General features: G+C 68.4%; 27 protein-coding genes. 13 read left to right on the forward strand and 14 right to left on the reverse strand.

Features of this window, described 5'->3' with window-relative positions; all coding sequences use genetic code 11:
• The first annotated feature begins 57 nt into the window (after window positions 1-57).
• Entirely contained in the window at window positions 58-1,014 is a 957-nt protein-coding gene (locus tag QSK05_RS03645) for an ATP-binding cassette domain-containing protein (protein WP_285593899.1), read from the forward strand.
• Window positions 1,011-1,835 carry an ABC transporter permease gene (locus tag QSK05_RS03650; RefSeq protein WP_285593900.1) on the forward strand — a complete coding sequence of 275 codons (825 nt, stop codon included), beginning with the start codon at window positions 1,011-1,013 and terminating at the stop codon, window positions 1,833-1,835. The genes QSK05_RS03645 and QSK05_RS03650 overlap by 4 nt, the downstream gene beginning before the upstream one ends.
• A 44-nt stretch (window positions 1,836-1,879) precedes the next feature.
• On the opposite strand, the gene QSK05_RS03655 is transcribed toward QSK05_RS03650, so the two are convergent.
• On the reverse strand, window positions 1,880-2,113 hold the full coding sequence (locus QSK05_RS03655; RefSeq protein ID WP_285593901.1) for a hypothetical protein: 234 nt from the start codon (window positions 2,111-2,113) through the stop codon (window positions 1,880-1,882).
• A gap of 130 nt (window positions 2,114-2,243) precedes the next feature.
• Here QSK05_RS03655 and QSK05_RS03660 point away from each other — a divergent pair, with 130 nt between their 5' ends.
• Window positions 2,244-2,576 (forward strand): DUF3817 domain-containing protein, encoded by a 333-nt coding sequence (locus QSK05_RS03660; RefSeq protein WP_285593902.1) that lies wholly within the window; start codon window positions 2,244-2,246, stop codon window positions 2,574-2,576.
• An 8-nt stretch (window positions 2,577-2,584) separates the two neighbouring features.
• On the opposite strand, the gene QSK05_RS03665 is transcribed toward QSK05_RS03660, so the two are convergent.
• Window positions 2,585-3,307 carry an SDR family oxidoreductase gene (locus QSK05_RS03665; protein ID WP_285593903.1) on the reverse strand — a complete coding sequence of 241 codons (723 nt, stop codon included), beginning with the start codon at window positions 3,305-3,307 and terminating at the stop codon, window positions 2,585-2,587.
• A 98-nt stretch (window positions 3,308-3,405) separates the two neighbouring features.
• Here QSK05_RS03665 and QSK05_RS03670 point away from each other — a divergent pair, with 98 nt between their 5' ends.
• Together QSK05_RS03670 and gvpU are read left to right on the forward strand one after the other, a co-directional pair.
• Complete coding sequence (locus tag QSK05_RS03670; protein WP_285593904.1) at window positions 3,406-3,786, forward strand: MerR family transcriptional regulator; 381 nt, start codon at window positions 3,406-3,408, stop codon at window positions 3,784-3,786.
• Between the two features lie 31 nt (window positions 3,787-3,817).
• Window positions 3,818-4,285 carry a gas vesicle accessory protein GvpU gene (gene gvpU / locus QSK05_RS03675; RefSeq protein ID WP_285593905.1) on the forward strand — a complete coding sequence of 156 codons (468 nt, stop codon included), beginning with the start codon at window positions 3,818-3,820 and terminating at the stop codon, window positions 4,283-4,285.
• 339 nt (window positions 4,286-4,624) lie between these two features.
• On the opposite strand, the gene QSK05_RS03680 is transcribed toward gvpU, so the two are convergent.
• The 3 genes from QSK05_RS03680 to QSK05_RS03690 all read right to left on the reverse strand — a co-directional run bounded on the left by QSK05_RS03680 (window position 4,625) and on the right by QSK05_RS03690 (window position 6,617).
• Entirely contained in the window at window positions 4,625-5,287 is a 663-nt protein-coding gene (locus QSK05_RS03680; RefSeq protein WP_285593906.1) for a calcium-binding protein, read from the reverse strand.
• 168 nt (window positions 5,288-5,455) lie between these two features.
• Window positions 5,456-6,064, reverse strand: a complete 609-nt coding sequence (locus QSK05_RS03685) for a calcium-binding protein (protein WP_285593907.1) — start codon at window positions 6,062-6,064, stop codon at window positions 5,456-5,458.
• A gap of 43 nt (window positions 6,065-6,107) precedes the next feature.
• Window positions 6,108-6,617, reverse strand: coding sequence for an RrF2 family transcriptional regulator (locus QSK05_RS03690; RefSeq protein ID WP_285593908.1), 510 nt, complete (start codon window positions 6,615-6,617; stop codon window positions 6,108-6,110).
• Window positions 6,618-6,707: 90 nt separating this feature from the next.
• On the opposite strand from QSK05_RS03690, the gene QSK05_RS03695 reads away from it, so the two are divergent.
• From QSK05_RS03695 to QSK05_RS03705, 3 genes are all read left to right on the forward strand, one after another.
• Entirely contained in the window at window positions 6,708-7,436 is a 729-nt protein-coding gene (locus QSK05_RS03695; RefSeq protein ID WP_285593909.1) for an SDR family oxidoreductase, read from the forward strand.
• Window positions 7,418-7,552 (forward strand): hypothetical protein, encoded by a 135-nt coding sequence (locus QSK05_RS03700; RefSeq protein WP_285593910.1) that lies wholly within the window; start codon window positions 7,418-7,420, stop codon window positions 7,550-7,552. The genes QSK05_RS03695 and QSK05_RS03700 overlap by 19 nt, the downstream gene beginning before the upstream one ends.
• Window positions 7,553-7,649: 97 nt before the next feature.
• A complete protein-coding gene (locus tag QSK05_RS03705; protein WP_285593911.1) occupies window positions 7,650-8,606 on the forward strand; it encodes a zinc-dependent alcohol dehydrogenase in 957 nt (318 codons plus the stop codon).
• Here QSK05_RS03705 and QSK05_RS03710 read toward each other — a convergent pair whose 3' ends face one another.
• Window positions 8,607-10,193 (reverse strand): ABC-F family ATP-binding cassette domain-containing protein, encoded by a 1,587-nt coding sequence (locus QSK05_RS03710; protein WP_285593912.1) that lies wholly within the window; start codon window positions 10,191-10,193, stop codon window positions 8,607-8,609.
• Window positions 10,194-10,652: 459 nt separating this feature from the next.
• On the opposite strand from QSK05_RS03710, the gene QSK05_RS03715 reads away from it, so the two are divergent.
• Window positions 10,653-11,900 (forward strand): glycosyl hydrolase family 18 protein, encoded by a 1,248-nt coding sequence (locus QSK05_RS03715; RefSeq protein ID WP_285593913.1) that lies wholly within the window; start codon window positions 10,653-10,655, stop codon window positions 11,898-11,900.
• 207 nt (window positions 11,901-12,107) lie between these two features.
• Here the strand turns inward: QSK05_RS03715 and QSK05_RS03720 are convergent, their stop codons facing one another.
• From QSK05_RS03720 to QSK05_RS03730, 3 genes are all read right to left on the reverse strand, one after another.
• Window positions 12,108-13,328 (reverse strand): glycoside hydrolase family 16 protein, encoded by a 1,221-nt coding sequence (locus QSK05_RS03720; protein ID WP_285593914.1) that lies wholly within the window; start codon window positions 13,326-13,328, stop codon window positions 12,108-12,110.
• Between the two features lie 180 nt (window positions 13,329-13,508).
• Entirely contained in the window at window positions 13,509-14,474 is a 966-nt protein-coding gene (locus QSK05_RS03725; RefSeq protein WP_285593915.1) for a formylglycine-generating enzyme family protein, read from the reverse strand.
• Between the two features lie 56 nt (window positions 14,475-14,530).
• Complete coding sequence (locus QSK05_RS03730) at window positions 14,531-14,845, reverse strand: hypothetical protein (protein ID WP_285593916.1); 315 nt, start codon at window positions 14,843-14,845, stop codon at window positions 14,531-14,533.
• On the opposite strand from QSK05_RS03730, the gene QSK05_RS03735 reads away from it, so the two are divergent.
• A complete protein-coding gene (locus QSK05_RS03735; protein WP_285593917.1) occupies window positions 14,825-16,270 on the forward strand; it encodes a GuaB1 family IMP dehydrogenase-related protein in 1,446 nt (481 codons plus the stop codon). The two genes, QSK05_RS03730 and QSK05_RS03735, sit on opposite strands and share 21 nt — an antisense overlap.
• Here QSK05_RS03735 and QSK05_RS03740 read toward each other — a convergent pair.
• A complete protein-coding gene (locus tag QSK05_RS03740; protein ID WP_285593919.1) occupies window positions 16,234-16,710 on the reverse strand; it encodes an SMI1/KNR4 family protein in 477 nt (158 codons plus the stop codon). The genes QSK05_RS03735 and QSK05_RS03740 overlap by 37 nt on opposite strands.
• A 153-nt stretch (window positions 16,711-16,863) precedes the next feature.
• On the opposite strand from QSK05_RS03740, the gene QSK05_RS03745 reads away from it, so the two are divergent.
• The 3 genes from QSK05_RS03745 to QSK05_RS03755 all read left to right on the forward strand — a co-directional run bounded on the left by QSK05_RS03745 (window position 16,864) and on the right by QSK05_RS03755 (window position 19,357).
• Complete coding sequence (locus QSK05_RS03745; RefSeq protein WP_285593921.1) at window positions 16,864-17,700, forward strand: hypothetical protein; 837 nt, start codon at window positions 16,864-16,866, stop codon at window positions 17,698-17,700.
• Between the two features lie 107 nt (window positions 17,701-17,807).
• Complete coding sequence (locus tag QSK05_RS03750; RefSeq protein WP_285593923.1) at window positions 17,808-18,404, forward strand: SigE family RNA polymerase sigma factor; 597 nt, start codon at window positions 17,808-17,810, stop codon at window positions 18,402-18,404.
• Window positions 18,401-19,357 (forward strand): hypothetical protein, encoded by a 957-nt coding sequence (locus QSK05_RS03755; RefSeq protein ID WP_285593925.1) that lies wholly within the window; start codon window positions 18,401-18,403, stop codon window positions 19,355-19,357. Before QSK05_RS03750 ends, QSK05_RS03755 begins: the two co-directional genes overlap by 4 nt.
• A 31-nt stretch (window positions 19,358-19,388) precedes the next feature.
• Here the strand turns inward: QSK05_RS03755 and QSK05_RS03760 are convergent, their stop codons facing one another.
• The 4 genes from QSK05_RS03760 to QSK05_RS03775 form a co-directional block, all read right to left on the reverse strand.
• Window positions 19,389-19,772, reverse strand: coding sequence for a VOC family protein (locus QSK05_RS03760; protein WP_285593927.1), 384 nt, complete (start codon window positions 19,770-19,772; stop codon window positions 19,389-19,391).
• Window positions 19,773-19,781: 9 nt separating this feature from the next.
• A complete protein-coding gene (locus QSK05_RS03765) occupies window positions 19,782-20,297 on the reverse strand; it encodes an AAA family ATPase (RefSeq protein WP_285593929.1) in 516 nt (171 codons plus the stop codon).
• Between the two features lie 158 nt (window positions 20,298-20,455).
• Window positions 20,456-23,305, reverse strand: a complete 2,850-nt coding sequence (locus QSK05_RS03770; RefSeq protein ID WP_502879709.1) for a DUF5682 family protein — start codon at window positions 23,303-23,305, stop codon at window positions 20,456-20,458.
• On the reverse strand, window positions 23,254-24,366 hold the full coding sequence (locus QSK05_RS03775) for an ATP-binding protein (RefSeq protein WP_285593933.1): 1,113 nt from the start codon (window positions 24,364-24,366) through the stop codon (window positions 23,254-23,256). The genes QSK05_RS03770 and QSK05_RS03775 overlap by 52 nt, the downstream gene beginning before the upstream one ends.
• Window positions 24,367-24,374 lie beyond the last annotated feature (8 nt).

Genomic DNA, 24,374 nt, shown 5'->3' on the forward strand with positions numbered 1-24,374 from the left:
GTCAGGCCGGTCCATCTCATGGAAGCAGACGCCACGAACACATGCGGGAGGGGTGCGATGACCGACCTGGCTATTGAAACAGCCGGTCTGGTGAAGACCTTCGGGTCGATGCGGGCCGTCGACGGGGTGGATCTGAAGATCCCCGAGGGCGGCGTGTACTCGGTGCTCGGGCCGAACGGGGCGGGGAAGACCACCACCATCCGGATGCTGGCCACCCTGCTGGTGCCGGACGGTGGCACGGCCACCGTGCTGGGCCACGACGTTGTGCGGGAGGCCGCGCAGGTGCGCGCCCGGGTGGCGATGACCGGTCAGTTCGCCTCGCTCGACGAAGACCTGACCGGCCTGGAGAACCTGCTCCTGCTCAGCCGGCTGTACGGCTACCCACGCCGGGCGGCGAAGGAGCGGGCCCACCAGTTGCTGGCTGCCTTCGACCTCGGGGATGCCGCGAACAAGCAGGTCAAGGCCTATTCGGGCGGTATGCGCCGGCGCATTGACATTGCCGGCAGCATTGTCGTGCGGCCCGATCTGATGTTCCTCGACGAACCGACCACCGGGCTCGACCCGCGCAGTCGCAACCAGGTCTGGGAGATCGTGCGGGCCCTGGTCGGGGCGGGCACCACGATCCTGCTCACCACGCAGTACCTGGAGGAGGCCGACCAGCTCGCCGACCGGATCGCGGTCATCGACCACGGCCGGGTCATCGCCGAGGGCACGAGCGGTCAGCTCAAGGCCTCCGTGGGCACCGGGGCGGTGAAGGTGCGGGTGGCCGATCCGGCCGACCGCGACGAGGTGGCCCGGTTGCTGGGCGAATCCCTGACCACCGAGCCGGTGCTCGAGTCCGATCCGGCGTCCGTCTCGCTGCGGGTGACAAATCCGGCCGCGGTGGCCGGGGCGCTGCATCGCGTGGGGGAGCACGGCCTGCTGATCAGCGAGTACTCGCTCGGTCAGCCGAGTCTCGACGAGGTGTTCCTGGCCCTGACCGGCAAGGCGACCGAACAGGAGGTCCCGGTATGACGACCAGCTCCGGAATCGATGCGAAGGTGCTTGCCGCGCTGGGGTCTTCGGAACGGCCGGCACCGGCCGGGCCGATCAGTTCGTCACTCACCTTCGGCTGGCGGGCCTTGCTGAAGATCAAGCACGTGCCCGAGCAGCTCTTCGACGTGACGATGTTCCCGATCATGTTCACGCTGATGTTCACCTACGTGTTCGGCGGCGCGGTCTCCGGTTCGCCGAAGGAGTACCTGCAGTACGCCCTGCCCGGAATCCTGGTGCAGACCATCATCTTCATCACGATGTACACGGCGATGACGATCAACGCGGACATCGAGAAGGGTGTGTTCGACCGGATCCGGTCGCTGCCGGTCTGGCGCCCGTCGCTGCTCGTCGGGGCCCTGCTCGGAGACACCCTGCGCTACCTGATGGCTTCCACGATCGTGCTCGTCGTCGGTCTGCTCATCGGGTACCGTCCACCGGGCGGGATTCTCGGGGTCTTCGGGGCGGTGGCCCTGCTGCTGGCCTTCTGCTTCTCGCTCAGCTGGCTCTGGCTCATCCTCGGGCTGAAGGTACGCACACCCAACGCCGTGATGGGCATGGCGATGATGATCCTTTTCCCGCTCACCTTCGTCAGCTCGGTGTTCGCCCCGCCGGAGACGATGCCGGGCTGGCTTCAGGCCTTCGTCGACGTCAACCCGGTGACCCTGCTCGTCGAGGCGGCCCGAGGCCTGCTCAACGACACGCCCGACCGGGGCGACATCCTCGTCGTGCTCGGCGCCTCGGTCGCCCTGACCCTGGTGTTCTCGCCGATCGCCCTGCGGATGTACAACCGCAAGACCTGATCGGTCAGGATCGGTCAGGATCGGTCAGGATCGGTCAGGATCGGTCAGGACGCCGGGGGCGGCTCGCTCGTGGTGTACTCCCGGTCGGCGTCCACGTAGGCGTTGAGCCACCGGCTGGCGGGGTAAGCGCCGACGACAACCCGGTTCTCGTTCCAGCCACAGCCCACGGTGAGCACCCCGGAATCACTGATCGAGATGTTCTCGGCGTCCTTGTAGACGTCGGCGCTGGAGATGGGCCCGGTCTCGTCGTGCCGGGCCAGGATCACGGTTACTGACATGCCGTGATCGTAGTATCGCTCAGGGTAATCCAGGTGGGGGGTCACCGGTTCGGCCCAGCGGTGACCGAGGAAGTTCCCTACGCACGGCGCGAGACCGGTCACACCGGCCGGCATGGCACACTTCCCGGTCATGAGCTCCCGCGTGGTCACCGCGTTCCGCGTCGTCGCCTTCGCCGAAGCAGTCAGCTGGCTGGGCCTGCTGATCGGTGTGTACCTGAAGCGGGTCGCCGAGACGACCGAGGTCGGCGTGCAGGTCTTCGGGCCGATCCACGGCGCCGTCTTCGTGACCTACGTGCTGCTCACCCTCTGCCTGGCCAGGGTGCGGCGCTGGTCGATCGGCACCACCGTGCTCGGTCTGGCCGCCTCCATCCCGCCGTTCTTCACCGTGGTCTTCGAGATCTGGGCCAAGCGGACCGGGCGGCTGGAGTCCTCGCAGGAGTCCGGCGCGCCGGTCGCCGTCTGACGTCGGGCTCAGGCCGGGAGCTCTCCCCGGATGAACGCCGGGGTGTAGAACGCGTTGGGGTCATGGGCCAATGAGGCCTTCACGTACCGGGTCCAGTCGTCGACCAGGACCTCGCCCAGTCCCGCCTCGACCCCGTCCAAGGCGGCAGCCGCGACCTGGGCCGGGCTGACCATCGGCCCCTCGTAACCGGCCATCATGTCGGTGTCGGCGGCACCCAGGTGCACGCCGGTGACCTGGGTGCCCTGCTCGAACAGCTCGATCCGGAGGCTGTTGGTCATGGCCCAGGCGGCCGACTTGCCCACGGCGTAGCCGCTGCTGCCCGGGTAGCTGAACCAGCTCAGGGCCGAGAGCATGTTCACGATCGCCCCGCCCCCGTTCGCGGCCAGCGCCGGGGCGAAGGCTCGCACCATGTTCAGGTTTCCCCAGAAATGCACGTCCAGTTCCTGGCGCACCAGGTCGAGCCGCTCGTCCAGGAGCCGGGCGCCGGTCAGGACGCCGGCGTTGTTCACCAGCAGGGTGACGTCGTGGGCCACCTTCGCGGCGGCTGCCACCGACTCGGGGTCGGTGATGTCCAGCTGGAGCACCTCGACGCCGGGCAGGTCTACGGAGGACGCCGTCCGGGCGGTCGCGTAGACCTTGCTCGCTCCACGTTCCACCAGGTGGGCGGCCAGTGCCCGGCCGAGGCCGCGGTTCGCTCCGGTGACCAGGGCAACGGATCCGGCGATCTTCACATGAGCTCCTCGGGGATTCGCCGCCCTCGGTGGGCGGCGCCTGCGAGTACGCTAAAAGCTCACATCGGTGTCAGGGGCAAGTACTTCTGGGGTGGTTCATGCGAATCGGTGACGTGGCGGCCCGGTCGGGCGCCAGTGTGCGGTCTCTGCGCTACTACGAGGAGCAGGGGCTGCTGGAGTCCGGCCGCAGCACGAGTGGTCAGCGGATCTACGCCGAGGAGGCCGTCGAACGGGTGCAACTGATCCAGATGCTCTACACGGCCGGCCTGCCCAGCCGGAGGATCCAGGAGCTGCTGCCCTGCGTGGAGACCGGCGTCTCGACCGATCACACGCGGGCCCTGCTGCTGACCGAGCGGGAGCGCATCGACCGGCAGATGAACGAACTGGCGTTGGCCCGGGGCAAACTGGACGAGATCATCAGCATCGCGTTCGACGACAGCCAGCCCTGCGCCGCTTCCAAGATCGACAAGGTGGCTTAACTGTCCCGGCGTTCTGCCGATACCAAGCCCCATGACCGACGAGACCCTGGCCATGGGCACCGTGACCGTGGAGGCGTCTGTCTCCGGAGCCGGGGGAGACCCCATTCTGCGGCTCTTCGCGAGTATTGCCGAGCATGCGTCGTTCGAGGTCGGCATCACCGTGGCGGTCGACGGTGCGCTGGTCTCCGGGGTGCTGGTCGGGCAGGACGAGTGGCTGAGACTGCTGGGCCAGACCATGGACGGCGGTGACTCCATCGCCCAGTCGTTGCGCCGGTACCTGAACAAGGGCCTGCACGAAGCGGTCACGGCCGTCATCGAACCGCTGACCGACGATCCGCAGCCCGAGGAGTACGAGTACCTGCACCTGAAGAACGCCCGTTACGTGATGGGCGAGGCCTTCGTGCCCACCCCGGCGGCCGATCCGGTGCTCTGGCGCGGGCGCATCGTCCATATCTCCGGCTGGAGCTGGGGAGCGCTCACGGCGCCCGGCGCGCACTGAGGGGCCGTACTACGAATTCCAATCAGGCGGTGGAGCGGGCTGGGACTCACCGGCGTGCCTGCCGGTGATCAACCCCCGGGATCGCGGTGTCTTTCGCCCTGCTCGGGGTGAGTGCCCTGTTGCACCACGAGGTCGAGCGGCAGGTGCGGGAGGAAGCGGGTCACCCCCGACGACGTGACCGAGCTGACGCCCGTCCTGGATCTGGTGCGGGCCCACATGAGGAGCCGGCCCCCGCGGTCGGCGACCAGGCGTGCCCGTCGCTGACCATCCTTGGCCGGCTGAGACAAAATGCAAGCCGCCCGGCCGCTTTCGCGAACCGGGCGACGTGGTGAGAATGGGCTACTTGGGCATGCTGCCCTGGTAGATGGTGTTGCGGCCGGTGCCGCCGTACAGCTTGTCGGTACCCGCATCGCCGGCGAGCAGGTCGTTGCCGGAGTTGCCGTAGATCTTGTCGTTGCCCTTGCCGCCGAGCAGGCCGTCGGGGCCACTGCCGCCGACGATGTAGTCGTTGCCCGCGTCGCCGCTGACCCCGTCGCTACCGGTGCCGCCGTAGATCTTGTCGTTGCCGTTACCACCGACGATGACGTCGTCGCCGGCGTCGCCCGAGAGGTAGTCGTTGCCGGCGTCGCCGGTGATGGTGTCGGTGCCCGCGCCACCGTAGACGGTGTCGTTGCCCGAGGCCCCGATGATCGTGTCGGCGCCGTCCTGGCCGTAGATCTTGTCGTTGCCGGCGTCGCCGGTGATGACGTCGGCGCCGGCGCCGGCGCAGACGATGTCGTTGCCGCCGCGGCCCTCGATGTAGTCGTCACCGCCGCCGGACACGATCACGTCGATGCTGCCGGTGCCGATCAGGTAGTCGTCACCGCTGGTTCCGACGATCGTGGCGGACTTACCACCGCAGGTATACGTTGCGGCCTGGGCTGTGCCCGCCCCGCTCAGAGCCAGACCACTCACCACGGCCGTGGCCGCACCGAAGATCGCCACGCGCTTGAACACGTTCACGAACTGCTCCCCTGATTTCGTCCGGGCCGTCATGGCCCGGTCGCAGCTGTCACACCCGTCCGAGGATGCGAACCCGCGCGCGTACCGCGGGAAATGTGACGTTACTGATGAGTTGGGGTAGCCGTCGGACAATGCCCTGTGACCTAGTGCACAGTTTTCTCACAGGTTTCAGCGAGGGCCGATTCCCTGGAACACGGAATCGACGCCGCTGCCGCCGTCGAGCTTGTCGAGACCCGCTCCTCCGGCCAGATAATCGGCCCCGGCGCCACCGAGAAGCGTGTCCTTGTCAGCGTTCCCGCGCAGGTCGTCCGCCCCGTCGCCGCCCGTGACCCGGTCGTCACCGGCCCCGCCCGCGAGGGCGTCGGCACCGGAATTGCCGTAGATCCGGTCGTTCCCACTGCCGCCGACCACCGTGTCGACGCCCGACCCGCCGGAGATCCAGTCGCTGCCGCTGTTTCCGGTGATCAGGTCGACACCGCTGTCACCGTAGACGCGGTCGGCGCCCGTGCCGCCGGCGATCACGTCGTTACCCGTGCCGCCGCAGATCAGGTCCTTGCCGCCGTTGCCCTCGATGTAGTCGTTGCCCGACCGGCCGACGATGACGTCGACGCCCTCGGTGCCGATCAGATCGTCGTTACCGGCGGTGCCGATGATCGTGGCCTTCTTGCCGTGGCACGTCGGCACGGCCGCCTGGGCGGTGCCGGCCAGGCCGAGCACGGTGGTGCCGATCAGGCCGATCGCCATACTGCCGAACGCGAATCGCCTACGCGAAGTCACAAACATCTCCCTCGTAAAGATCGATGACCCTGCGCAGGCTAGCTCACGAAACGGTAACGGCATCCCCGCCCGCCTCGGGATCGCCGTTCAGCCAGGCGGTCAGCCGGATCCCCGCCGCACTGTCCCGTTTCGTCGCGACCTCGGTGGCAAGGTCGAGAATGCTTACTCCACGTAGTGATTCGCTCCAGGCGCGTTCGGCCACGGCCATGGTGCGGGCAATGCCGCAAGGCTCCAGGCACTGCTCCGGAGAGCCGGCCATCGGCCCGCGTTGCCGGATCTCGTTGCAGACGAAGGCAGGTCGACCGCCATCCACCGCCCGCACGATGTCGTACACCGAGATCTCGCCCGGTGGGCGGGCGAGAACGTAGCCGCCGTCCTTGCCCTGCACCGACCGGATGATCTTCGCGCGCGACAGTGCCTGCAGGTGTTTGGCCAGGTAACTGCCCGAGACGTCGTGGAACTGAGCGAGTCGCGCCGCGGGAACAGGGTTGTCGGCAGCGGTCAGCACCACGCAGCAGTGCACTGCCCACTCGACACCGTCGGACATCTTCATCTGCCCAGGGTAGTTGACTCGGACTATCGGTGTCCGGGTATGGTTTATGAACTCGGATAAATAGTGTCCGGGTTAATCCGGAGGTAGATCATGAAGATCGTCGTGATCGGTGGCAGTGGCCTGATCGGTGCGCAGGTGGTCCCGATCCTGAGCGAGCAGGGGCACGACGTGGTCGCGGCATCGCCCTCGACCGGCGTGAACACGTTGACCGGTGAAGGGCTGGCGCTGGAGGGGGTCGACGTCGTGGTGGACGTCTCGAACTCGCCGTCGTTCGCCGACGACGACGTGATGAGCTTCTTCACCACGTCGACCGGGGTGCTGCTGGAGGCCGAGAAGGTCGCCGGGGTGAAGCATCACGTGGTGCTCTCGATCGTCGGCACCGATCTCATCCCCGACAGCGGCTACATGCGGGCGAAAGTGGCGCAGGAGAAGCTGGTGCGCGACTCCGGCATCGCCTACTCGATCGTGCGGGCCACCCAGTTCTTCGAGTTCGCGCCGGGCATCGCGGCCATGTCCACCGACGCGACCGGGGTGGTGCGGCTGTCCTCGGCCTTCGTCCAGCCGATCGCAGCCTGCGAGGTGGCGCGGATCGTGGCCGGGACGGCGCTGGGATCGCCGCTGAACGGGCACATCGACATCGCCGGCCCGCAGCGCTACGGCCTGGACGAGTTCATCCGGCGGGCGGTTCCCGAGGCCGAGGTCGTGACGGACGAGACCGCGACCTACTCGGGGGCGCGGTTGCGGCCGACGTCGCTGGTCCCCGTCGGTGAGGTGACCCGGCTCTCCGAGGTGACCCCGTCGTGGGACCTGAGCGCCTGATGAGGATCGCGGTCGCGGGCGGCACCGGCACGCTCGTCACCGGGCCGGGTGCGGTGCACGGTCGTCAGACCTACGCGCGGTGGCCGGCCGGTCAGCCTTCTCGTCCCACCGGCTGAAGCCGTTCACCGGCGCAGCGGGCATCCGGGCCCTCCGGGCGCTTAGCCTGACTGGACGGGTAACGGGTGCGTGTCACGTGCGGATGGGGTGAGTCGGATGTGGGCTTATCGGCTGGCGGGTCCGGGGCGGTTCGAGCGGTGTTCGGTACCGGCACCCGAGGAACCCTCGGCGGGACAGGTGGTTCTGCGCACGACGTCGGGCGGCCTCTGCGGCAGTGACCTGGGGTTCTTCCAGGGGGCGACGACGCCGGAGGGCACGCTGAAGGAAAGCATGTTCGGGGAGCCGGGCTTTCCGCTGCACGAGATCACCGGTCGGGTGGTCGCGTCGGCGCACCCGGCGCACGCGGTCGGCGACCAGGTGGTCGGGTGGGCGACGCGGGCGGACGGGGTGGCCGAGTTCGTGGTCACCAGTGGGGACGAGGTGGCTGGGTACCGATCCGGGCTCAGGCCCGAGATCGCCGTGCTGCTGCAACCTCTCGCCTGTGTTCTGTACGCCGTGGAGACGATGGGTGACGTGCGCGGCAAGAACGTGGCCGTGCTCGGTCTGGGCCCGATCGGGCTGCTCTTCGCCCACGTACTGCGGGCCCGCGGGACCGGGCGCATCATCGGGGTCGACCGGGTGAGGCGCGACGGCATCGGGCCCCGGTTCGGTGTGGACGAGGTGGTCTGGGCCTCGACCGACCGCTGGGCCCGCGACGCGATCCTCGGGCCCGACCTGGTGGTCGAGTGCATCGGGCACCAGGCGGGCACCCTGAACGACGCGATCCGCGTTGCGGCGTTCGGCGGTCAGATCTACTTCTTCGGGGTGGCCGACGAGGCCACGCAGAGCGTGAACCTGCGTCAGTTGCAGCGCAAGAACCTGACCCTGCGAACGGGTCTCACGCTGGACCGGCGCCGGATGCTCGCCGAGGCGGACGACTACCTCGCCGAGCACCCGGAACTGGCCTCCGACTACGTCACCGACGTGCTGCACGTGGTCGAGATCGACGCCGCGTTCCGGCGGGCGCTCAACCCGGCACCGGAGCAGGCCAAGGTGGTCGTCCGGATGCCCTGATCAGAGCTCGAGCACCGGCCAGTGCGCCAGATCGTTGAGCAACTGCCGGTCGTGGGTGGCGACGACGACCGCGGCCCGGCTCGTGGCCAGGACCGCGGTCAGTTCGTCAACCAGCGTCATCGACAGGTGGTTCGTCGGCTCGTCGAAGATGATCAGGCCGGGTCGGCGGGCCATCTGCAGGGCCAGGTCCAGCCGTCGCTGTTGCCCTTGCGACAGCTGGTCGCCCGGTGTCCGCCGGGCCTCGGCGTCGAGCAGGCCGGTCGAGGCCAGGGACGGCCGACCGGGCCGGTCGTCGTAGATCTCCTGCGCCGTGCGCCCGCCGGGCCACCGGCCCACTTCCTGGCCGACGATCGCGATCCGTTCGTGCGGCGCGGATTTCACCGATCCGGTGGAAGGCGCCAGCTGACCGGCGAGCACCGTGAGGAGCGTGGACTTACCCGCCCCGTTCGGCCCGGTGACCAGGAGGCGATCTCCACCGTTCAGCCGGAGCGACACCGGGGTACTGAGCCGCCCCTCGACGGTGACCTGTTCACAGGTCAGCAGGGTCTCTCCCCGGTGTACTTCCGGTTCGGGCCAGGTCAGCCGGGCCGGGGGTTCGGGCACCGTGATCCGGTGGGCGGCCAGGTCTTCCTGCTGCCGCCGGTAGGCCTGCACCACCGCCGGGGCGTGCGACTGCCGCTGATGCCGGCCTGTTCCCTTGTCCGGTCGCCACCCCGTGCTCAGGCGATCGCGGGCCAGGGCGGCCGCCTGCACCAGGCGCTGGTGCTCGGCCACCTGACCGGAGTGGTCGGCGACCCAGCTCTCGTACTCCCGGCGCCTACCGTCCTGCCAGCCCGGATACCCCCCGGAGAAGAAGTGTGGACGTCCGTCCCGGCTCGGGTCGAGGTCCAGGACGTCGGTGGCCAGGTCGCGGAGCAGGGCCCGGTCGTGCGTGACGACGGCCAGCCCACCCGGATGCTGCCGCAGCCGCTCGGTGAGGAAGGCCAGTCCGTCGGCGTCCAGGTGGTTGGTCGGCTCGTCGAGCAGCAGCAGGTCGTACCGGGCTCCGAGAAGACAGGCCAGGCGTACCCGGTACCGCTGCCCGACGGAGAGGGTGGCGAGTTCCCGCGTCCGGTCCGGGCAGGCGCCGAGTGCTTCCAGAGCCACGTCCACCCGGCGCTCCGCGTCCCAGGCGTCCAGCCGGGTGACGGCGTCGAGGGCCTGGGAGTACCGGTCCTCGCCGTGCCCGTCGGCGAGCTCCGCGGCGGCCGTCGCGAACTCCGCCAGAGCGGTGAGTGGCGCGGCCATGGCCCGGTCGACCACGGTGCCGACGGTCTCGCCGCCGCGTACCTCGAGATTCTGGTCAAGCAGGGCGAAAGTACCGGTCCGGTGAACCGTTCCGGAGTCGGGGGAGAGGGTTCCCGCGAGCAGGTGCAGCAGGGTGGTCTTGCCCCGGCCGTTCTCGCCGACCACGGCCAGGCGCGAGCGCGCCGACACGGTGACCGAGACGTCGCGCAGCAAGGCACGTCCGCCCCGGGAGAGATGCAGGTGCTCGGCGCGCAGATGGGCGCTGTCGCCGGCGGGCAGAAGGTTCTGGTTAAGGGGCACGAATGTCTCCGCGGCTCTGGTTTCTGGAGAGCGCGGGCAGGCCGAAGGACCGCCCGGCTCATGAGGACCGGAACGGCGGCGCGGAGAGGGGCTCGGGTGGCGCCGCCGTCAGGCGGCGAACCGGAGCCGCATGAAAGCGGTGCCCAGATACATGCTGTCGACGATAGGCGCCGTGTTCTTCGGCCGCCACCCAATTTCCGACTTCAGTCAGCACGGGCTTGTCGCACGCCTAAATGAATGTGAAATGGAAACTTCCAGGCGGTCAGGGGATCCGGGCGCTGCTACCTTTGAGGGAGTAATTAGTGAGGGGAACTTACTAATTGCAGGGCACCAAGCCGACTGTTCCTGACCCAGCCGGACACCCTTCCCTGAATCGAGTTACTGATGAGCCGACGCCTCTCAGTCCGTCATCCGCAATCACCGGCCGCACGCTGGACATCACCCCGCACCCTGATCGGGATGGTCTCTCTCGCCGCCGTCGTGGTGATGCTCGCCGCCACCACGCTGTTCGGCTCGGGAGCGGCCAGTGCCGCCCCCGCGCTGCCGACCCACCTACTCACCGGCTACTGGCAGAACTTCAACAACGGTGCGAAATCACTGAAACTGTCTGAGGTTCCGACCAGTTACGGGATCGTCGCGGTGGCCTTCGCCGACGCGGTGCCGAGCCGCACCGGCGCCATCGACTTCAACCTCGACACCTCGGTGGCCGGTGGCTACACCGAGACCCAGTTCAAGGCCGACGTGGCCACACTGAAGGCCCGTGGCCAGAAGGTGGTCATCTCGGTCGGCGGCCAGAACGGCACGATCTCGCTGCCCGACGCCGCCGCGGCCACGGCCTTCGCCGACAGTACCTACGGCCTGATGCAGGAGTTCGGTTTCGACGGTGTCGACATCGACCTGGAGAATGCCCCGAATCTGGTCAACATGACCTCGGCGCTGAAGCAGATCGGGAGCAAGGCCGGTTCGGGTTTCGTGCTCACCATGGCCCCCGAGACGATCTACGTGCAGCCGGGCGGTTCCTACCTGCAGCTCATCGACCAGGTGAAAGACCTGATCACCGTGGTCAACACGCAGTACTACAACTCCGGCAGCATGCTCGGGCGCGACGGCAAGGCCTACAGCTCCGGCACGGTCGACTTCCAGACCGCCCTGGCCGACATCCTGCTCGACGGGCATCTGCGTGCCGACCAGGTCGGTCTCGGTCTTCCCGCCAGCACCAGCGGTGCCGGTAGTGGTTACGTCGCACCGTCGGTGGTCAACAACGCCCTCGACTGTCTCACCCAGGGCACGAACTGCGGCTCGTACAAGCCGGCCGCGAAGTACCCGACCCTGCGTGGTGCCATGACCTGGTCGATCAACTGGGATGCGTCGAACGGTTACAACTGGGCCAACACCGTGGGCGGTCACCTGGCGAGCCTGCCGGGCGGCACCGGCGGCGGCACCACGCCGACCAACCCGACCAGTCCGAGCACGCCCGTGCCGACCACCACGACGGTCGCCCCCACCGTGGCCCCCACGGCCACGAGTACGACCAACCCGCCGAGCACCGGCTGCACCGGCCTCGCGGCGTGGAACAAGACCACGGCCTACACCGGCGGCACGAAGGTCAAGTACAACAACCACTCCTGGGCCGCCAAGTGGTGGACCTACGGTGACACTCCGGGCGCCAACGCCCAGGACGTCTGGGTAGACGGCGGAGCCTGCTGATCCCCTTCGTTCGTGATCATGCGAAGTGTCCCCGGAGTTTCAGAACTCCGGGGACACTTTGCATGATCACGACAAGGGGTTGGGTGCCAACGCCTACACCGCGCTGCCGGGTGGGCGTGCCGAAGTCTCCCCGTGCGTCCTTCATCCCAGACGGCAGAGCGCCGCGCGTCCCGATCGGGGACGCGCGGCGCTTGTGGTTCAGATGGGTTACTTGAGGGCCTGGGTGACGCTGGAGTCGACCGCGACCGTGAGCGGCGAGGTGGGGGACTGCACCGACTTCGGGCGGCCTTCGGCGGCCCAGTCGCTGGTGTGCCAGAAGTTCACCAGGTAGCTCGCCGGGCGGCTCGGGATGCGCTCGGCCGGGCCCTTGTAGTCCCAGAGTGTGATGCCCTTGCCGGAGGAGTCTGTGATGGTGAACGTGACGCCGCCGGCGGTCCAGTCGATCTTGTAGTCGTTGTACGACTTCGAGGAGTCGAAGCCCGAGATGGCGGGCACCGTGGCCGGGCTGGCCTGGGTGCCGCTCAGCACCTCTTTGCACTCACCCGAGAAGTCGGTGTAGTAGCAGGTCGAAATGACCTTACCGGCAGCCAGATCCACGATGCGCGAGACCCGCTGCGACTTCGCGGTGCTGTCTTCGTAGTCGGTGTAGATGGTCAGGTTCAGCACGTCGGGCCGGGCGCAGAGCACCTCGATGTCGATCTCGCTGTTGTCAGTGAGACCGTCACCGTCCTTGTCGGTGCCGTCGTTGCCGTAGGTGAAGATGCCCGTCACCGCACCGGTGTTCGGCTGGGCGGAGCAGTCGGCGGTCTTCACCCGGCTGCTGAAACTGCCGTAGGTGAACTGTTCCTTGGAGGCCAGCTCGGCGGCGTTGCCGGGTGAGGAACCCGCACCGGCCGGGATGGTCAGGTTGACGGCCTTGCCGTCGGTGGCGCCGGAGTCGCTGACCCCGCCCTTGACCGTGCTGCCGCCGCGCTCGTACTTGGTGTAGAGCTCCGAGACGTTGGCCGTCCAGTTCTCGGTCTTCTTCGTGCCGGCGAAAGCGGCATTCGTGGAAGCCGATTTCGTGGTGGCGGCCGGTGCCGTGGTCTGGGTGGGCTCGGCCGTCGTGGTCGGTTCGGTCGGTTCGGTGCTGGCGGACGGGGTGCTCGCCGAGGGCTCGGCGGTCGCCGTCTGCGTCGGTGTGGTGGTGGCCCGCTTCTTGCGGTGCTTCTTCTTGACGTGCTGCGTGGCGCCGTCCGAGGCCGGGTAGGCACTGCGCTTGCCGTAGGCGACCGTGGTGGTGTCGTCCGGCGCGGTGGTCTTGGTCTGCTGCACGGCCATCGCCGTGCCCCCGGCCGTGAGGACCAGGGCCGTGAGTGATGCCGAGACCAGGTACACGCGCCGTCGCCGGGAGTTCTTCATCGACCGGCGGTTGCGGACTTCGTTCATCGGGTTCAGGGCCTCCGAGCGGGATCGGGCCGCGGGACGCACTGCCGAACATCAGGGGATCGGCAGTGCGCCCGCGGCATTGCCCGGTGATCCTCGCGCTCCTGATCTCAAAGTCAGGTAAAGCGCCAGGTAACGCATCCCTGCGAAGTATTTGTCGTAGCACTCAGAGTGAGGACGCGTTCACAGGGCGACGGTGCGGAACCCGGTGTTGGCCATCGAGGAGTCGGGTGTGTTGGACGAGCGGGCCGCGTTGCGATAGCGGTTGCAGTAGGACGGGTGGCAGAGAAAAGACCCTCCCCGCATGGACTTCTGGCTCCCGGAGTCCGGGCCCGGCGGATCGGTGACGGTGCCCGCCGTGAGGCCGAAACGGTAGTAGGCCGGATGGGACCAGTCCGAGCACCATTCCCAGACATTGCCGACGACCTGCCACAGCCCGTACCGGTTGGGCGAGTAGCTACGCACCGGCGCGGTGGTGAGATAGCCGTCGTCCAGGGTGTTCTCCTGGGGAAAAACGCCCTGCCAGATGTTGCACGGCCAGGCGCCGTCCACCATCTCGTCGTCGCCCCACGGGTATCGCCGGCCCGGGACCCCACCGCGTGCGGCGGCCTCCCACTCGGCCTCGGTGGGCAGTCGCCGCCCGGCCCAGGCGCAGTAGGCCGCGGCGTCGTTCCAGCTGATGTGGGTGACCGGGTGATCGGGGCGGTCATCGATCCCGGAGTGCCTGCCCTGCGGGTGTTTCCAGTCAGCACCGGTGACCCCGAGCCACCACGGGGTGGCCGGCGGCTGGCCGATGATGTCGGCCTCGTCAGCGGCGAGGGCCAGGTGGAAGACGGCGGAGTAGCCGAAGGTCTCGGCCTCGGTGCGGTATCCGCTGGCCTCGGCGAACACCGCCCAGTCGGCATTGGTGACGCTCGTGGCGTCGATGCTGAACGGCGACACGGTGACCGGGTGCACGGGGGTCTCGCCGTCGGCCCGTTTGCCGTCGCCGTGATGATCACCCATGGCGAAGGTCTGACCCGGGATCGGGCACTGCTCGATCGTGTGACTGCCGGCGCCCGGCCGCAGGGGCTGGGGCGGCGCCTTCTCGCCCGACGACTCGCGCGCAGGCGCGCAACAGGCGTGCTCGTGGCCGGTGTGCTCAGGCATCCGGACCACGATGACACACCCCGGGCCGGATTCACCGGCCAGGGGTGTGAATGTGATCAGGAAACGACCAGTTTCCCGGCCTTGAAATTTTCCGCGACCTGACGGATGCAGTCCTCGCGCCGCGTGACCGGCGGACAGTGCTGCTCGGTGCGCCCGATCGCGGTGCCCGGGCCGCCGGTGCAGACGTAGACGGCCCGGCCGTGGCTGATCTCCCAGCAGGTGCCCGCGTCCGGCCCGCGGAACGGGTCGTTGCCGAGGCCAAGAGGTTCGTCGCCACGCGGACGGGCACCGTTGAGCCGGTCCCGCTCGTTTACTGTGAAGTCCTCTACTTCGATTTGTCTGGAGCACCCTTGCGTTTCCTCGACGGCCATGTGCCGCAGCGTGACCTGACCTACAACGATGTCTTCATCGCACCGGGTCGTTCCGCCGTGACCTCGCGTTTCGACGTCGACCTGGCCAGTCCCGACGGCACCGGTACGACGATCCCGGTGGTCGTGGCCAACATGACGGCGATCTCCGGGCGGCGGATGGCCGAGACCGTGGCCCGCCGTGGTGGCATGGCCGTGCTCCCGCAAGACCTGCCGCTCGACGTGGTCGCCGATGTGGTGGCCTGGGTCAAGCAGCGTCACCCGATCTTCGAGACGCCGGTCGAGGTGCACGAGCACGACACCGTGACCGACGTGCTGAACCTGCTGCCCAAGCGGGCTCACGGGGCGGCGGTGGTGCTGGACGCGCAGCGGCACGTGCTCGGCGTGGTCACGGCGGCCGACTGCGCCGGTGTCGACCGGTTCACCCAGGTCGGCTCCGTGATGACGGCGGGCGTGGTCTCGATCGACGCCGACACGGCCGAGGCCGACCTGGAAGCGGCCTTCGGGGTGCTGCACGAGAGCCGTCGCCGGTTCGCCCCGGTGGTGCGTGACGGCGTGCTCGTCGGTGCGCTGACGCGTACCGGCGCGCTGCGGTCCACGGTCTACACGCCGGCTCTGGATGCCTCCGGGCGGCTGCGTATCGCCGCGGCCGTGGGGATCAACGGTGACGTCGCCGCGACCACGAAGTCCCTGCTCGACGCCGGGGTGGACACGCTGGTCGTGGACACCGCGCACGGGCACCAGGAGAAGATGATCGAGGCGCTGGGGGCCGTGCGGTCGGTCGACCCGCAGGTTCCGGTCGTGGCGGGCAACGTGGTCACCGCCCAGGGAGCCCGCGACCTGATCGCCGCCGGGGCGAACATCGTCAAGGTCGGGGTGGGCCCCGGCGCCATGTGCACCACGCGCATGATGACCGGTGTCGGGCGTCCTCAGTTCTCGGCTGTCCTCGAATGTTCTGAAGCTGCCCGCGAGGCGGGCGGGCACGTCTGGGCGGACGGCGGGGTGCGCCACCCCCGTGACGTGGCCCTCGCGCTGGCGGCCGGCGCCAGTGCGGTCATGGTCGGGTCGTGGTTCGCGGGCACCCACGAGAGCCCCGGGGATCTGGCGACGGACGCGTCGGGCCGCCCCTTCAAGGAGAGTTTTGGGATGGCGTCGGCGCGTGCGGTGGCCGCTCGTACCAAGGCCGACTCGCCGTTCCAGCGGGCTCGTAAAGGCCTGTTCGAAGAGGGCATCTCGAGCTCGAAGATGTATCTGGACCCGGCCCGGCCGGGTGTCGAGGACCTGCTCGACCAGATCACCTCAGGGGTGCGCTCGGCGTTCACCTACGTCGGTGCGCGCAGCGTGACCGAGTTCTCCGAGAAGGTCGTGGTCGGCACGCAGTCGCCCGCCGGTTACGAGGAGGGACGCCCGCTGCCCGCCGGGTGGTGAGGTGCGGTCAGTTCTTTCATCAGAGCGCTGAGACCTGGGAAGGGCCGGGGGTCTTCACCGTCCCCGGCCGCCCAGGCGTAGGCGAGCCACTCCCCGTTGTCGGCGGTGCGGGTGGAGTCGATGAGGCAGAAGAGGCCATCGCCGTCGTCGAGTACCACGAGACATTTGCCGATCAGCTCGATGACCTCCTCGAAGCTGGACCAGGCGTCGAAGAGGTCGTAGGCCGGGTCTCTGGTCCAGCGCAGCTCGGTGGTGGAGCACAGGCCTGCCCCTGGTAGGCCGTTGCTGAAGGTCAGCAGGCTGCGGAGCTCTTCCGGCAGTTTCGTGCCCAGGCGGTCTTCCGCCTCCTGGAGTTCCTGCTCCGTGGCCGGCGGCCCGCCGTTGAGGTGGCCCAGGTGCTCCCGCCATTCAGTGGTGCTACTGGGACTCATGGTGTTCATGATCTCGATCGTGTGTTGTGTGGGCGATAGATCGGGTGAAAGTTTTTCGCTCCGACCCCCAACCCCGCGAGGGCTCCGCCGTGTTCTTCCCGACGACAGCGCATCACGCACTGTCGTCGAGACGAGTGTCGAGGGTCGAGGGGGAACAACCTGATGAAGAAGGTGACCACGGCGAGGGCGGCGGTCCTGGCCATGTGTGCGGCACTGGTGGTCGGGTCGGCGCCGGTGGCGCAGGCCCAGCCGGTGGCGGGAGAGGGGCGGCTGGTGGCTGCCGGTCTGCCCCAGACCGGTGACCAGCTGTCCTACGTGCAGCGGGGCGGAGCGGTGCAGGTGTACCGGTCCGGGGAGAGGCTGGCCGACGTGCGCGTCGCCTCGGCTGCGCATCCCGAGGGCCGGGGCAAACTGGTGCTGACGGTGAAGGCCCATCAGACCTTCGCCTTGCGGTTCGGCCAGTTCGTCTGGGCCGATGCCACCGGTGACCATGACGCGGTCAGTCCACTGCGCAAGGTGAGGATCAAGGGCGGAACCACCGAGAGTGTCTCCATCCGGTTCGACGGGGTGGAGAACGGCAATGTGCTCTGGGCACCCCGGCGGGAGAACACGGTCGGAGCCTGGAAGGTCTCGGCGCGCCGGATCATCGGTCTGTCGCATCTGCTGTCGCCCAGCTACGTGCAGAGAGACGCGGTGGTGTCGGTCTACAAGGCCGGTGCGCCGGTGGCCCGGGTGACGGCGCAGTCGGCCGTGCACGCCGAGGGTAAGGGGGCGCTCCGGCTGGAGGTCGAGGTGCTGAAGAAGATCTCGCTGCGGCCGGCGGCATTCGTCTGGGTGGACGAGGCCGGTGAGCGGCACCGGGTGGTGAACGCCCGGAAGGTCACCGTGGCACCGAAGACCACCCGCACCCTGACGTTCGGCTACACCGACGTCGAGGCCGGTGAGGTCGTCTGGTCGCCGCGCGTCGGTGTGGTGGCCGGTGCCTGGGGTGTCGGCTGATCCGGCTGGGTCGGCGCATGGTGTGAAAGCGCCGGGCAGACGGAAAGCTGTCTGCCCGGCGGCCTGGGGGCAAGGAGAACGGCTGTCCGGGTGATCGCGGGGGACGGATGAGGCAGGACCTGAAAGACCGCTTCCAGCAGATGGCGCAGGTGGAGTTGCCGAGGCTGCGGCGCTTCGCGTACACGATGTGTGAAGACTGGCACCGGGCCGACGACTACGTGCAGGGGGCACTGGAGCGGATGTATGTCGCGTGGCCCCGGGTGCACGGGATTGCCTATCCGGGAGCCTATTTGCGCGCAATTCTGGTGCGGCAGATGCTGAACGAGTGGCGTCGGCCGTGGCGGCGTGAGCACAGCACCGATGAACTGCCCGAGGCCGGGTACGAGACCACCGGCGGTGCTGACCTGGGGCTCGACCTCGCCCGGGCCCTGTCGGGGCTCAGCACCCGGCAGCGGGCGGCCGTGGTGCTGCGATACGTCGAAGACCGGCCGGTGGCCGAGGTCGCGCAGATCATGGGGGCCGCGCCGGGTACCGTGAAGCGTCACTGCTCCGACGCCGTCGTCCGGCTGCGACGAATCCTCGGCGAGAACTTCATCGACGATCGTCTGCACGACGACTCGCGTGGTTCGCCGTCCGGTGGGCGGCCCGTATCCGAACTCGTACCCGAACTCGACCTCGACGAGACCGGCAGAGGTATCCGATGAACGCAGAACCCACTCCGCTGTCGAAGAGACTCAAACAACTCGACGCGGTGACGCAGGCCCAGGGCATGCCCGAGTTCGACCTCGACGCGGCGGTGCGGGGAGGGGAACGGCGTCAGCAGCGGCGCAGTATCGCCGGTACCGCAGCCGCGACCGTGGGCGCCGGGCTGGTCGCGGCTGCGCTGTTCGCCGGTGGGGTGCACTGGAATGCTTTCTGGGGTGAGGATCCCGATCCGGCCCCGAGCGCGGCCCCGGCCGACCTGGTCTATGCGCAGCACGGTGATTCGGTGACGGTGTCCCGGGGCCGTGACCCGCTGGCCCGCGTCACGGTGAGCTCGGTGGCGGTTGACGGGAACGGCAGGGGAACGGTCGAGGTGATGGTCGACTCGGATGCCGAGTTCGTCCTGCCGCTGTCCGATTTCGTCTGGGCGGGTGATTCTCTCGACCGCCTTTCGGGTGCTGCTGCGGTGACGGTCGACGGCTTCCGCACGGTCCGTTGGACGTACGAGGGGGTGTCCGACGGTGAACTGGCCTGGACGGTGCCCGGTACCGACCGGCTCGCGGGCGTGTGGAGCGTGGGTGACCGGGTCGAGCCGGTGGCTGCCGACCGGTCCTGGTACCTCCAGGTCGGCAGCGCCGTGACGGTGTACGAGGGGGTCGAGCCGCAGGCGCGGGTGACGGTGTCGTCGGTTGCTGTCGGTCGTACGGTCGGTGCGGCGCATGTCAGCGTCACTGCTCATGACGGCTACGAGCTGAGGGCCGACGACTTCGTCTGGGCCGAGGAGAGCGGTCCACAGCATGCCCCGCTGGCTGACGACTGGAGATCCTTGTCGGCGCGCGGCGATGCGGTGAATACCGGCGACCTCCGCTTCGCCGGGGTGGGGGAGGGCTACCTGTTGTGGGCGCCGGACGGCCTGGAGACCGCAGGTGTCTGGCTGAGCCCGGCGGCGGGTTGACCCAGGTTCCTGCCACCACTCGGCTTCGATCTCACGGCCAGACGGTGGACAGGCTCTGGAAGGTTTCGGGGTCGCTGTGTACGGGGATGACGCAGAGCAGATGGCCGCCGGGTGCTCTGAGTGTGCGGCAGTCGAGCCAGCGGCTGATCTCGACGGCGCCGAGGGCGAGGAGGCGGTTCGTCTCGGCGTCGAGGTCATCGGTCTCGATGTCGATGTGGAACCGGGGGGCCGGGTCGTCAATCGCCTGGATCGCCGTGACCAGGCCCGGGAGCGCGCCCTTCAGACTCGTGAACTGTTCCTCGCCGGGAACCGGGGTGGCCGGCACGCCGAGGGCCGAAGACCAGAAGGTCGCCGCCGCGGGGGCTTCGTCGCGGGGGACATCGATGAGCAGAGTGGAGAATCGGCTGCGATGCACGGCGGAATTTTATCCGCCTCGGATGCCGACCGTCTGCGCTATAAGAGTCAAAGTTTCTTCCTCGGTGGATGTCTCGCCGATAACGGATTCGTTCAGGGTGTCGAGCAGATCTCGGTGGGTGTACCAGTCCCGCATCTGTTCGGCCGTGAACTCCTCGGCCTGCGGACGGGTGGAGTGACGGCGCACCGTCTCGGCGAAGCTGATGTCGAAGTAGAAGAAGTGGGTGGGGCCACTGTGCTCGGAGGCCAGGGTTCGTAGCATCTCGCCGTACCGGCCGGTGAACAGAATGCCCTCGAGGATGACGTGATATCCGTGGTGCAGAAGGAACCTGACGTTGTGCTCGATGAAGGCGGGGGCCAGGCCCGGTCCGCTGTCGCGCTCGCGGAGCACGATGCGGCGCAGGAAGTCTTGCTCGACCAGTGCCCATCCCCGTCCTGCGTGAAGACGTAGTTGCTTCGCGATGGTGCTCTTGCCCGATCCGGAGTTGCCACGGATGACGACCAGGTGGGACGAAGACGACGTCACGGTTGCACCTCCGTGCTGAACCGGTTCCGTGGACTCGTGGTCAAGCCGCTGCCAATACATCATTCTCAGCGGTCATGGCCTGGATCCGCCACGCCCCTTCCGGCCGGTAGATGGCGTCATCAGGGCGTGGCGGTGACGTCAGACCGGCTGGAGCGTTGTCATCCTCCGATCAGGGACGCCATGGCGTTCGTGCTCTCGGGGTGGGTTTCCCTGAGCTTCTTGGCCAGTCCGATAGCGGCCGATGCCGGTTCCGGGGCATCTGCCGCCGGGGTTGCCGACCACTCGCCAGGCCGTCCCAGGAGGGCGGCTACTCCGAGTGCTGTGAAGGGATGGGCGTCGAGCAGTCGACGGGCTGCCGAGGCAACCGGTGCCGGCTGTTGCGTGAGCACGGTGGTCTTCTGGGCCGAGCGGTTCCACGGCGCTGTCCAGGTGTCGAGCTCAGACAGTGTGCCGGGGAAGGTACGGCCTGCCTCGCGGGTCAGCACCGGCACCAGCTCCGGCGAGTCTTGCTTCAGCGTGGTGATCAGCGTCGGCAGCCAGGGCAGGAGCACCGGATCGGGGAGGCGAGCGAAAGCCTTGGAGAGGGTCTCGACGACGAACGGGGCCAGCCTCGGCACCGGCTCCAGAGCATGCACGAAACCGCTGACGTACTGCGGGAAACTGGGCACCACGAGCGGGTTGGCCAGCAACTCGTCACAGTGGCGACGTAGGTCGCCCACGGCCAGGTCGCCCAGCTGGTGGCGGGCCGCCCAGAACAGCGCCGTCTTCGCCGGGCCGTGCGGAACGGACTGCTGCACGGCCAGCTCCAGCTGCGTGCGCTCGCAGCCGAGACTCAGGGCCAGTCCTTCCATGCTGAACAGGAAGCCCAGCATCGCGGCGACCTGCCGCACCCCGGTCTCCTCGTCAGCGAACGACATGGGCAGCAACGTGCAGTAGTGCGCGTATCCGGCCTTGACGAACTGCTCGCACCATCCCGGCAGGGATCCGCCGGGATGGGCAGGGCTCTCGAAGTAGGCGATCAGGCGGCGGATGCGGGCCAGGACCAGCGGGGCATCGTCCACGGTGCGTTCGGCTGCCAGCAGCTCGACCGCCCGGATACCGAGCTCGTCACTGAGCCGAGGGCTGTCCAGCAGCCGCAGGGAGTCTTCCACCGCGTCAAGTGCGTCGGCCGAGGTGGCCTTCGGGTCTCGCACGGCGCGGCGCAGTCGCTGCTCCAGCACCTGCTCGACCGTGACCCCCTCGTAGCCGAGCTCGATCAGGGTGCGCTGGTGGCGGCCCAGATCTAGATCCCAGCTCTCCTGCACGGACTTCTCGCCGAGCCGCCGTGACCCCATCACCGTGCGCACCGCGTGGCCCGGCAATAGGTATTGCAACCGCCACAGCAACCGGGAGCAACCCGCCAGCTCCGGGTTCGCCACCAGGTCGATCAGGGCCCGGCGGATCTTCCGGGCCTGGAGGTCGAGCCCCAGCGGATCCAGACGGTCGTGAACGTCTTTGGCCAGCGGAGGCAGCGCCTCGTAGCCGACCTGACCGACCTTGTCGCCGCCGAGCAGGATCTCGCAGAGTCGGCGGACGTCGCGGCGGCCGGGCACCACGTCCTTCTCGATGCAGGTGACCGCGGCGTCCTGGAAGTCGTACGGGGTGGGCCGAGCCCGGCCCCGCATACTCGCCAACAGCACCGATGTCTCGTAGACGGCGATGGCGTCGGCCGTGCTCGCCAGATATCCGTTACGCCGGGCCAGGCGGACCAGATCGACGCACCAACCGCGCAACTCCTCGTCATCGAGCCCACCGAGCGCCGCGGGAGCGGCCAGATAGTCGGTGAGCCGGTCGGTGGCCGGTTCCTGAGCCACCGCCGGGGGCAGAGCCTTCGTGGCCCGGCGGCGTGTGCCCTTCTGCCCCTGAAGGCGGAATGGCTTCAGGCCTGACCGGTTCAGGCCTTTCTCCCAGGTGGCCGCCGCGATGGACACCGAGCCCGGGGCCAGGCCGAACTGCGCCTCGATGGCCGAGTGGCTGGACGGGATGAGGCCGTACAGCCAGGTGGTGCCGGAGCGTGGCGTGATCTTCAGATCGGGTGTGCCCGGCTGCGACCCGGCCTCCGCCACCCGGCTGACCGCGTGGAAGGCCCCGCACACGTACAGGCAGTCTTCCCGCTCGACCCCGGACTGCGCCAGATGGGAGCGGATGCGGGTCCACATGAACCGCTCGCGTTCCTCGTCGGACTCCAGCCGCCGGGTACCGGCCGGGGTCAGCCGCCGGAACAGGCTGCCGACCAGCGTCATCACCTGGCGGTAGGTGTCGTGGTCGGCACCCACCAAGGGCTGCTCCACGTACTGGTCCCACCACTCCGACCAGTGCCGGACCCGGCCGTGATGCAGCAGGTGCTGCTCCAGTTCGGCGAACCGGGGCCGTAGATCGCCGATCTCGACGCCGACGGCGTCACCGTGCAGATCGTCTTCCGGTTCTTCCCGCTCTTCCTCAGCCGGTTCGTCGGGCGCCCACTGGAAGACGTGGTCTGCCGACCGGTCGACCAGAACCAGCTCTACACCGGGCGTCTCGAGGGCGTAGGCAATCGCCTGGTACTCGGCCGAGGCTTCCGTGACCGGTGCGACCACGCTGAGCGGGCCCCACGTCGCGGGGAAACCTTCCAGCTCGGACGCGAACGCCTGCAAGGCCACGGGCAGTCGGCAATTGCGCAGCTCGGTCAGCAGCGGTTGGAGGTCTTCACACAGCTCCAGGTAGATCACCTTCGGCTGCTTCTCCCGCAGCCGACGACCCATCGCCAGCGCCGAGGCCGGCGAGTGGTGGCAGACCGGGAAGATCTCCAGTGGTTCGGCCAGGGAGTGGTCCACATCGTCTACCAGGCCGGCCAGGATCTCGGGCAGCGCGGCCGGACCGTCGGTGAAGGTGGAGGCAGCGTCGAGGAGCTGCTGCCGAAGGGGCTCGAAGACCTGGCTCACGACAGCACCGAGATTGCCTGGCGGCCACCCTCGAGGAAGCCGGTCCATTCGCCGCCCTCGTTCTGGCTGCGGGGCTCGATCACGCCGTGCCAGTAGGTGCTGAGGATGGCCAGGTCTTCGGGGCTACGGCGAGCGAGCGACCCGACCAGCGAACTGGCCAGTGTCTGCGAGGTGAGCTCACGCTCCCCGAAGAAGGTGCTGTGCAGCACGGCATCCTCGAGCACACCGATCTGCTCGGCCGTGGACAGCGCCGATTCGAGCTTCTCGTCGTCACTGGTCGCCGCGGCCGACGCGGTGCGTAGATCGGCGAAGCTCTGCAGCAGCACGTCGAGCAACGTGGGCGGGACCTCCAGGTCGATCGCGTGCCGCCGCAGCAGCTCCTCGGTGCGGAACCGGACGATCTCCGCCTCGCTCTTCTTGTTCGTGACCACCGGGATACGGACGAAGTTGAAGCGGCGCTTGAGGGCCGACGACAGGTCGTTCACACCCCGGTCGCGACTGTTGGCCGTGGCGATCACGGAGAAGCCGGGCTTGGCGAAGACGATGTTGTTGTCGTCGAGCTCGGGGATGGACACGTACTTCTCGGAAAGGATCGAGATCAGTGCGTCTTGCACGTCGCTCGTGGACCGGGTGAGCTCCTCGAAGCGGCCGATCACGCCACCCTCCATGGCGGTCATGATCGGCGAGGGGATCATCGAGTCACGCGACTGGCCCTTCGCGATGACCATCGAGACGTTCCACGAGTACTTGATGTGGTCTTCGGTGGTGCCGGCGGTGCCCTGTACGACCAGCGTGGAGTTACGGCTGATCGCGGCGGCCAGAAGCTCGGCCAGCCAGCTCTTGCCCGTACCCGGATCGCCGATCAGCAGCAGACCCCGGTCGGAGGCCAGCGTGACGATCGCCCGCTCGACGATGCTGCGGTCACCGAACCACTTCTGGGTGATCTCCCGGTCGAGACCGTCGGCCGGCTCCGAGCCGAGTACGAACGTGCGCACCATCTTCGGGCTCAGACGCCACGAGAACGGCTTCGACCCGGTGTCGACCGACTCCAGCCAGTCGAGCTCCTCGGCGTACTTGACCTCGGCGGGGGCGCGCAGGATGTCACTCATGGGAAACT

The sequence above is a fragment of the Kineosporia sp. NBRC 101731 genome (assembly GCF_030269305.1).
Classification (GTDB): domain Bacteria; phylum Actinomycetota; class Actinomycetes; order Actinomycetales; family Kineosporiaceae; genus Kineosporia.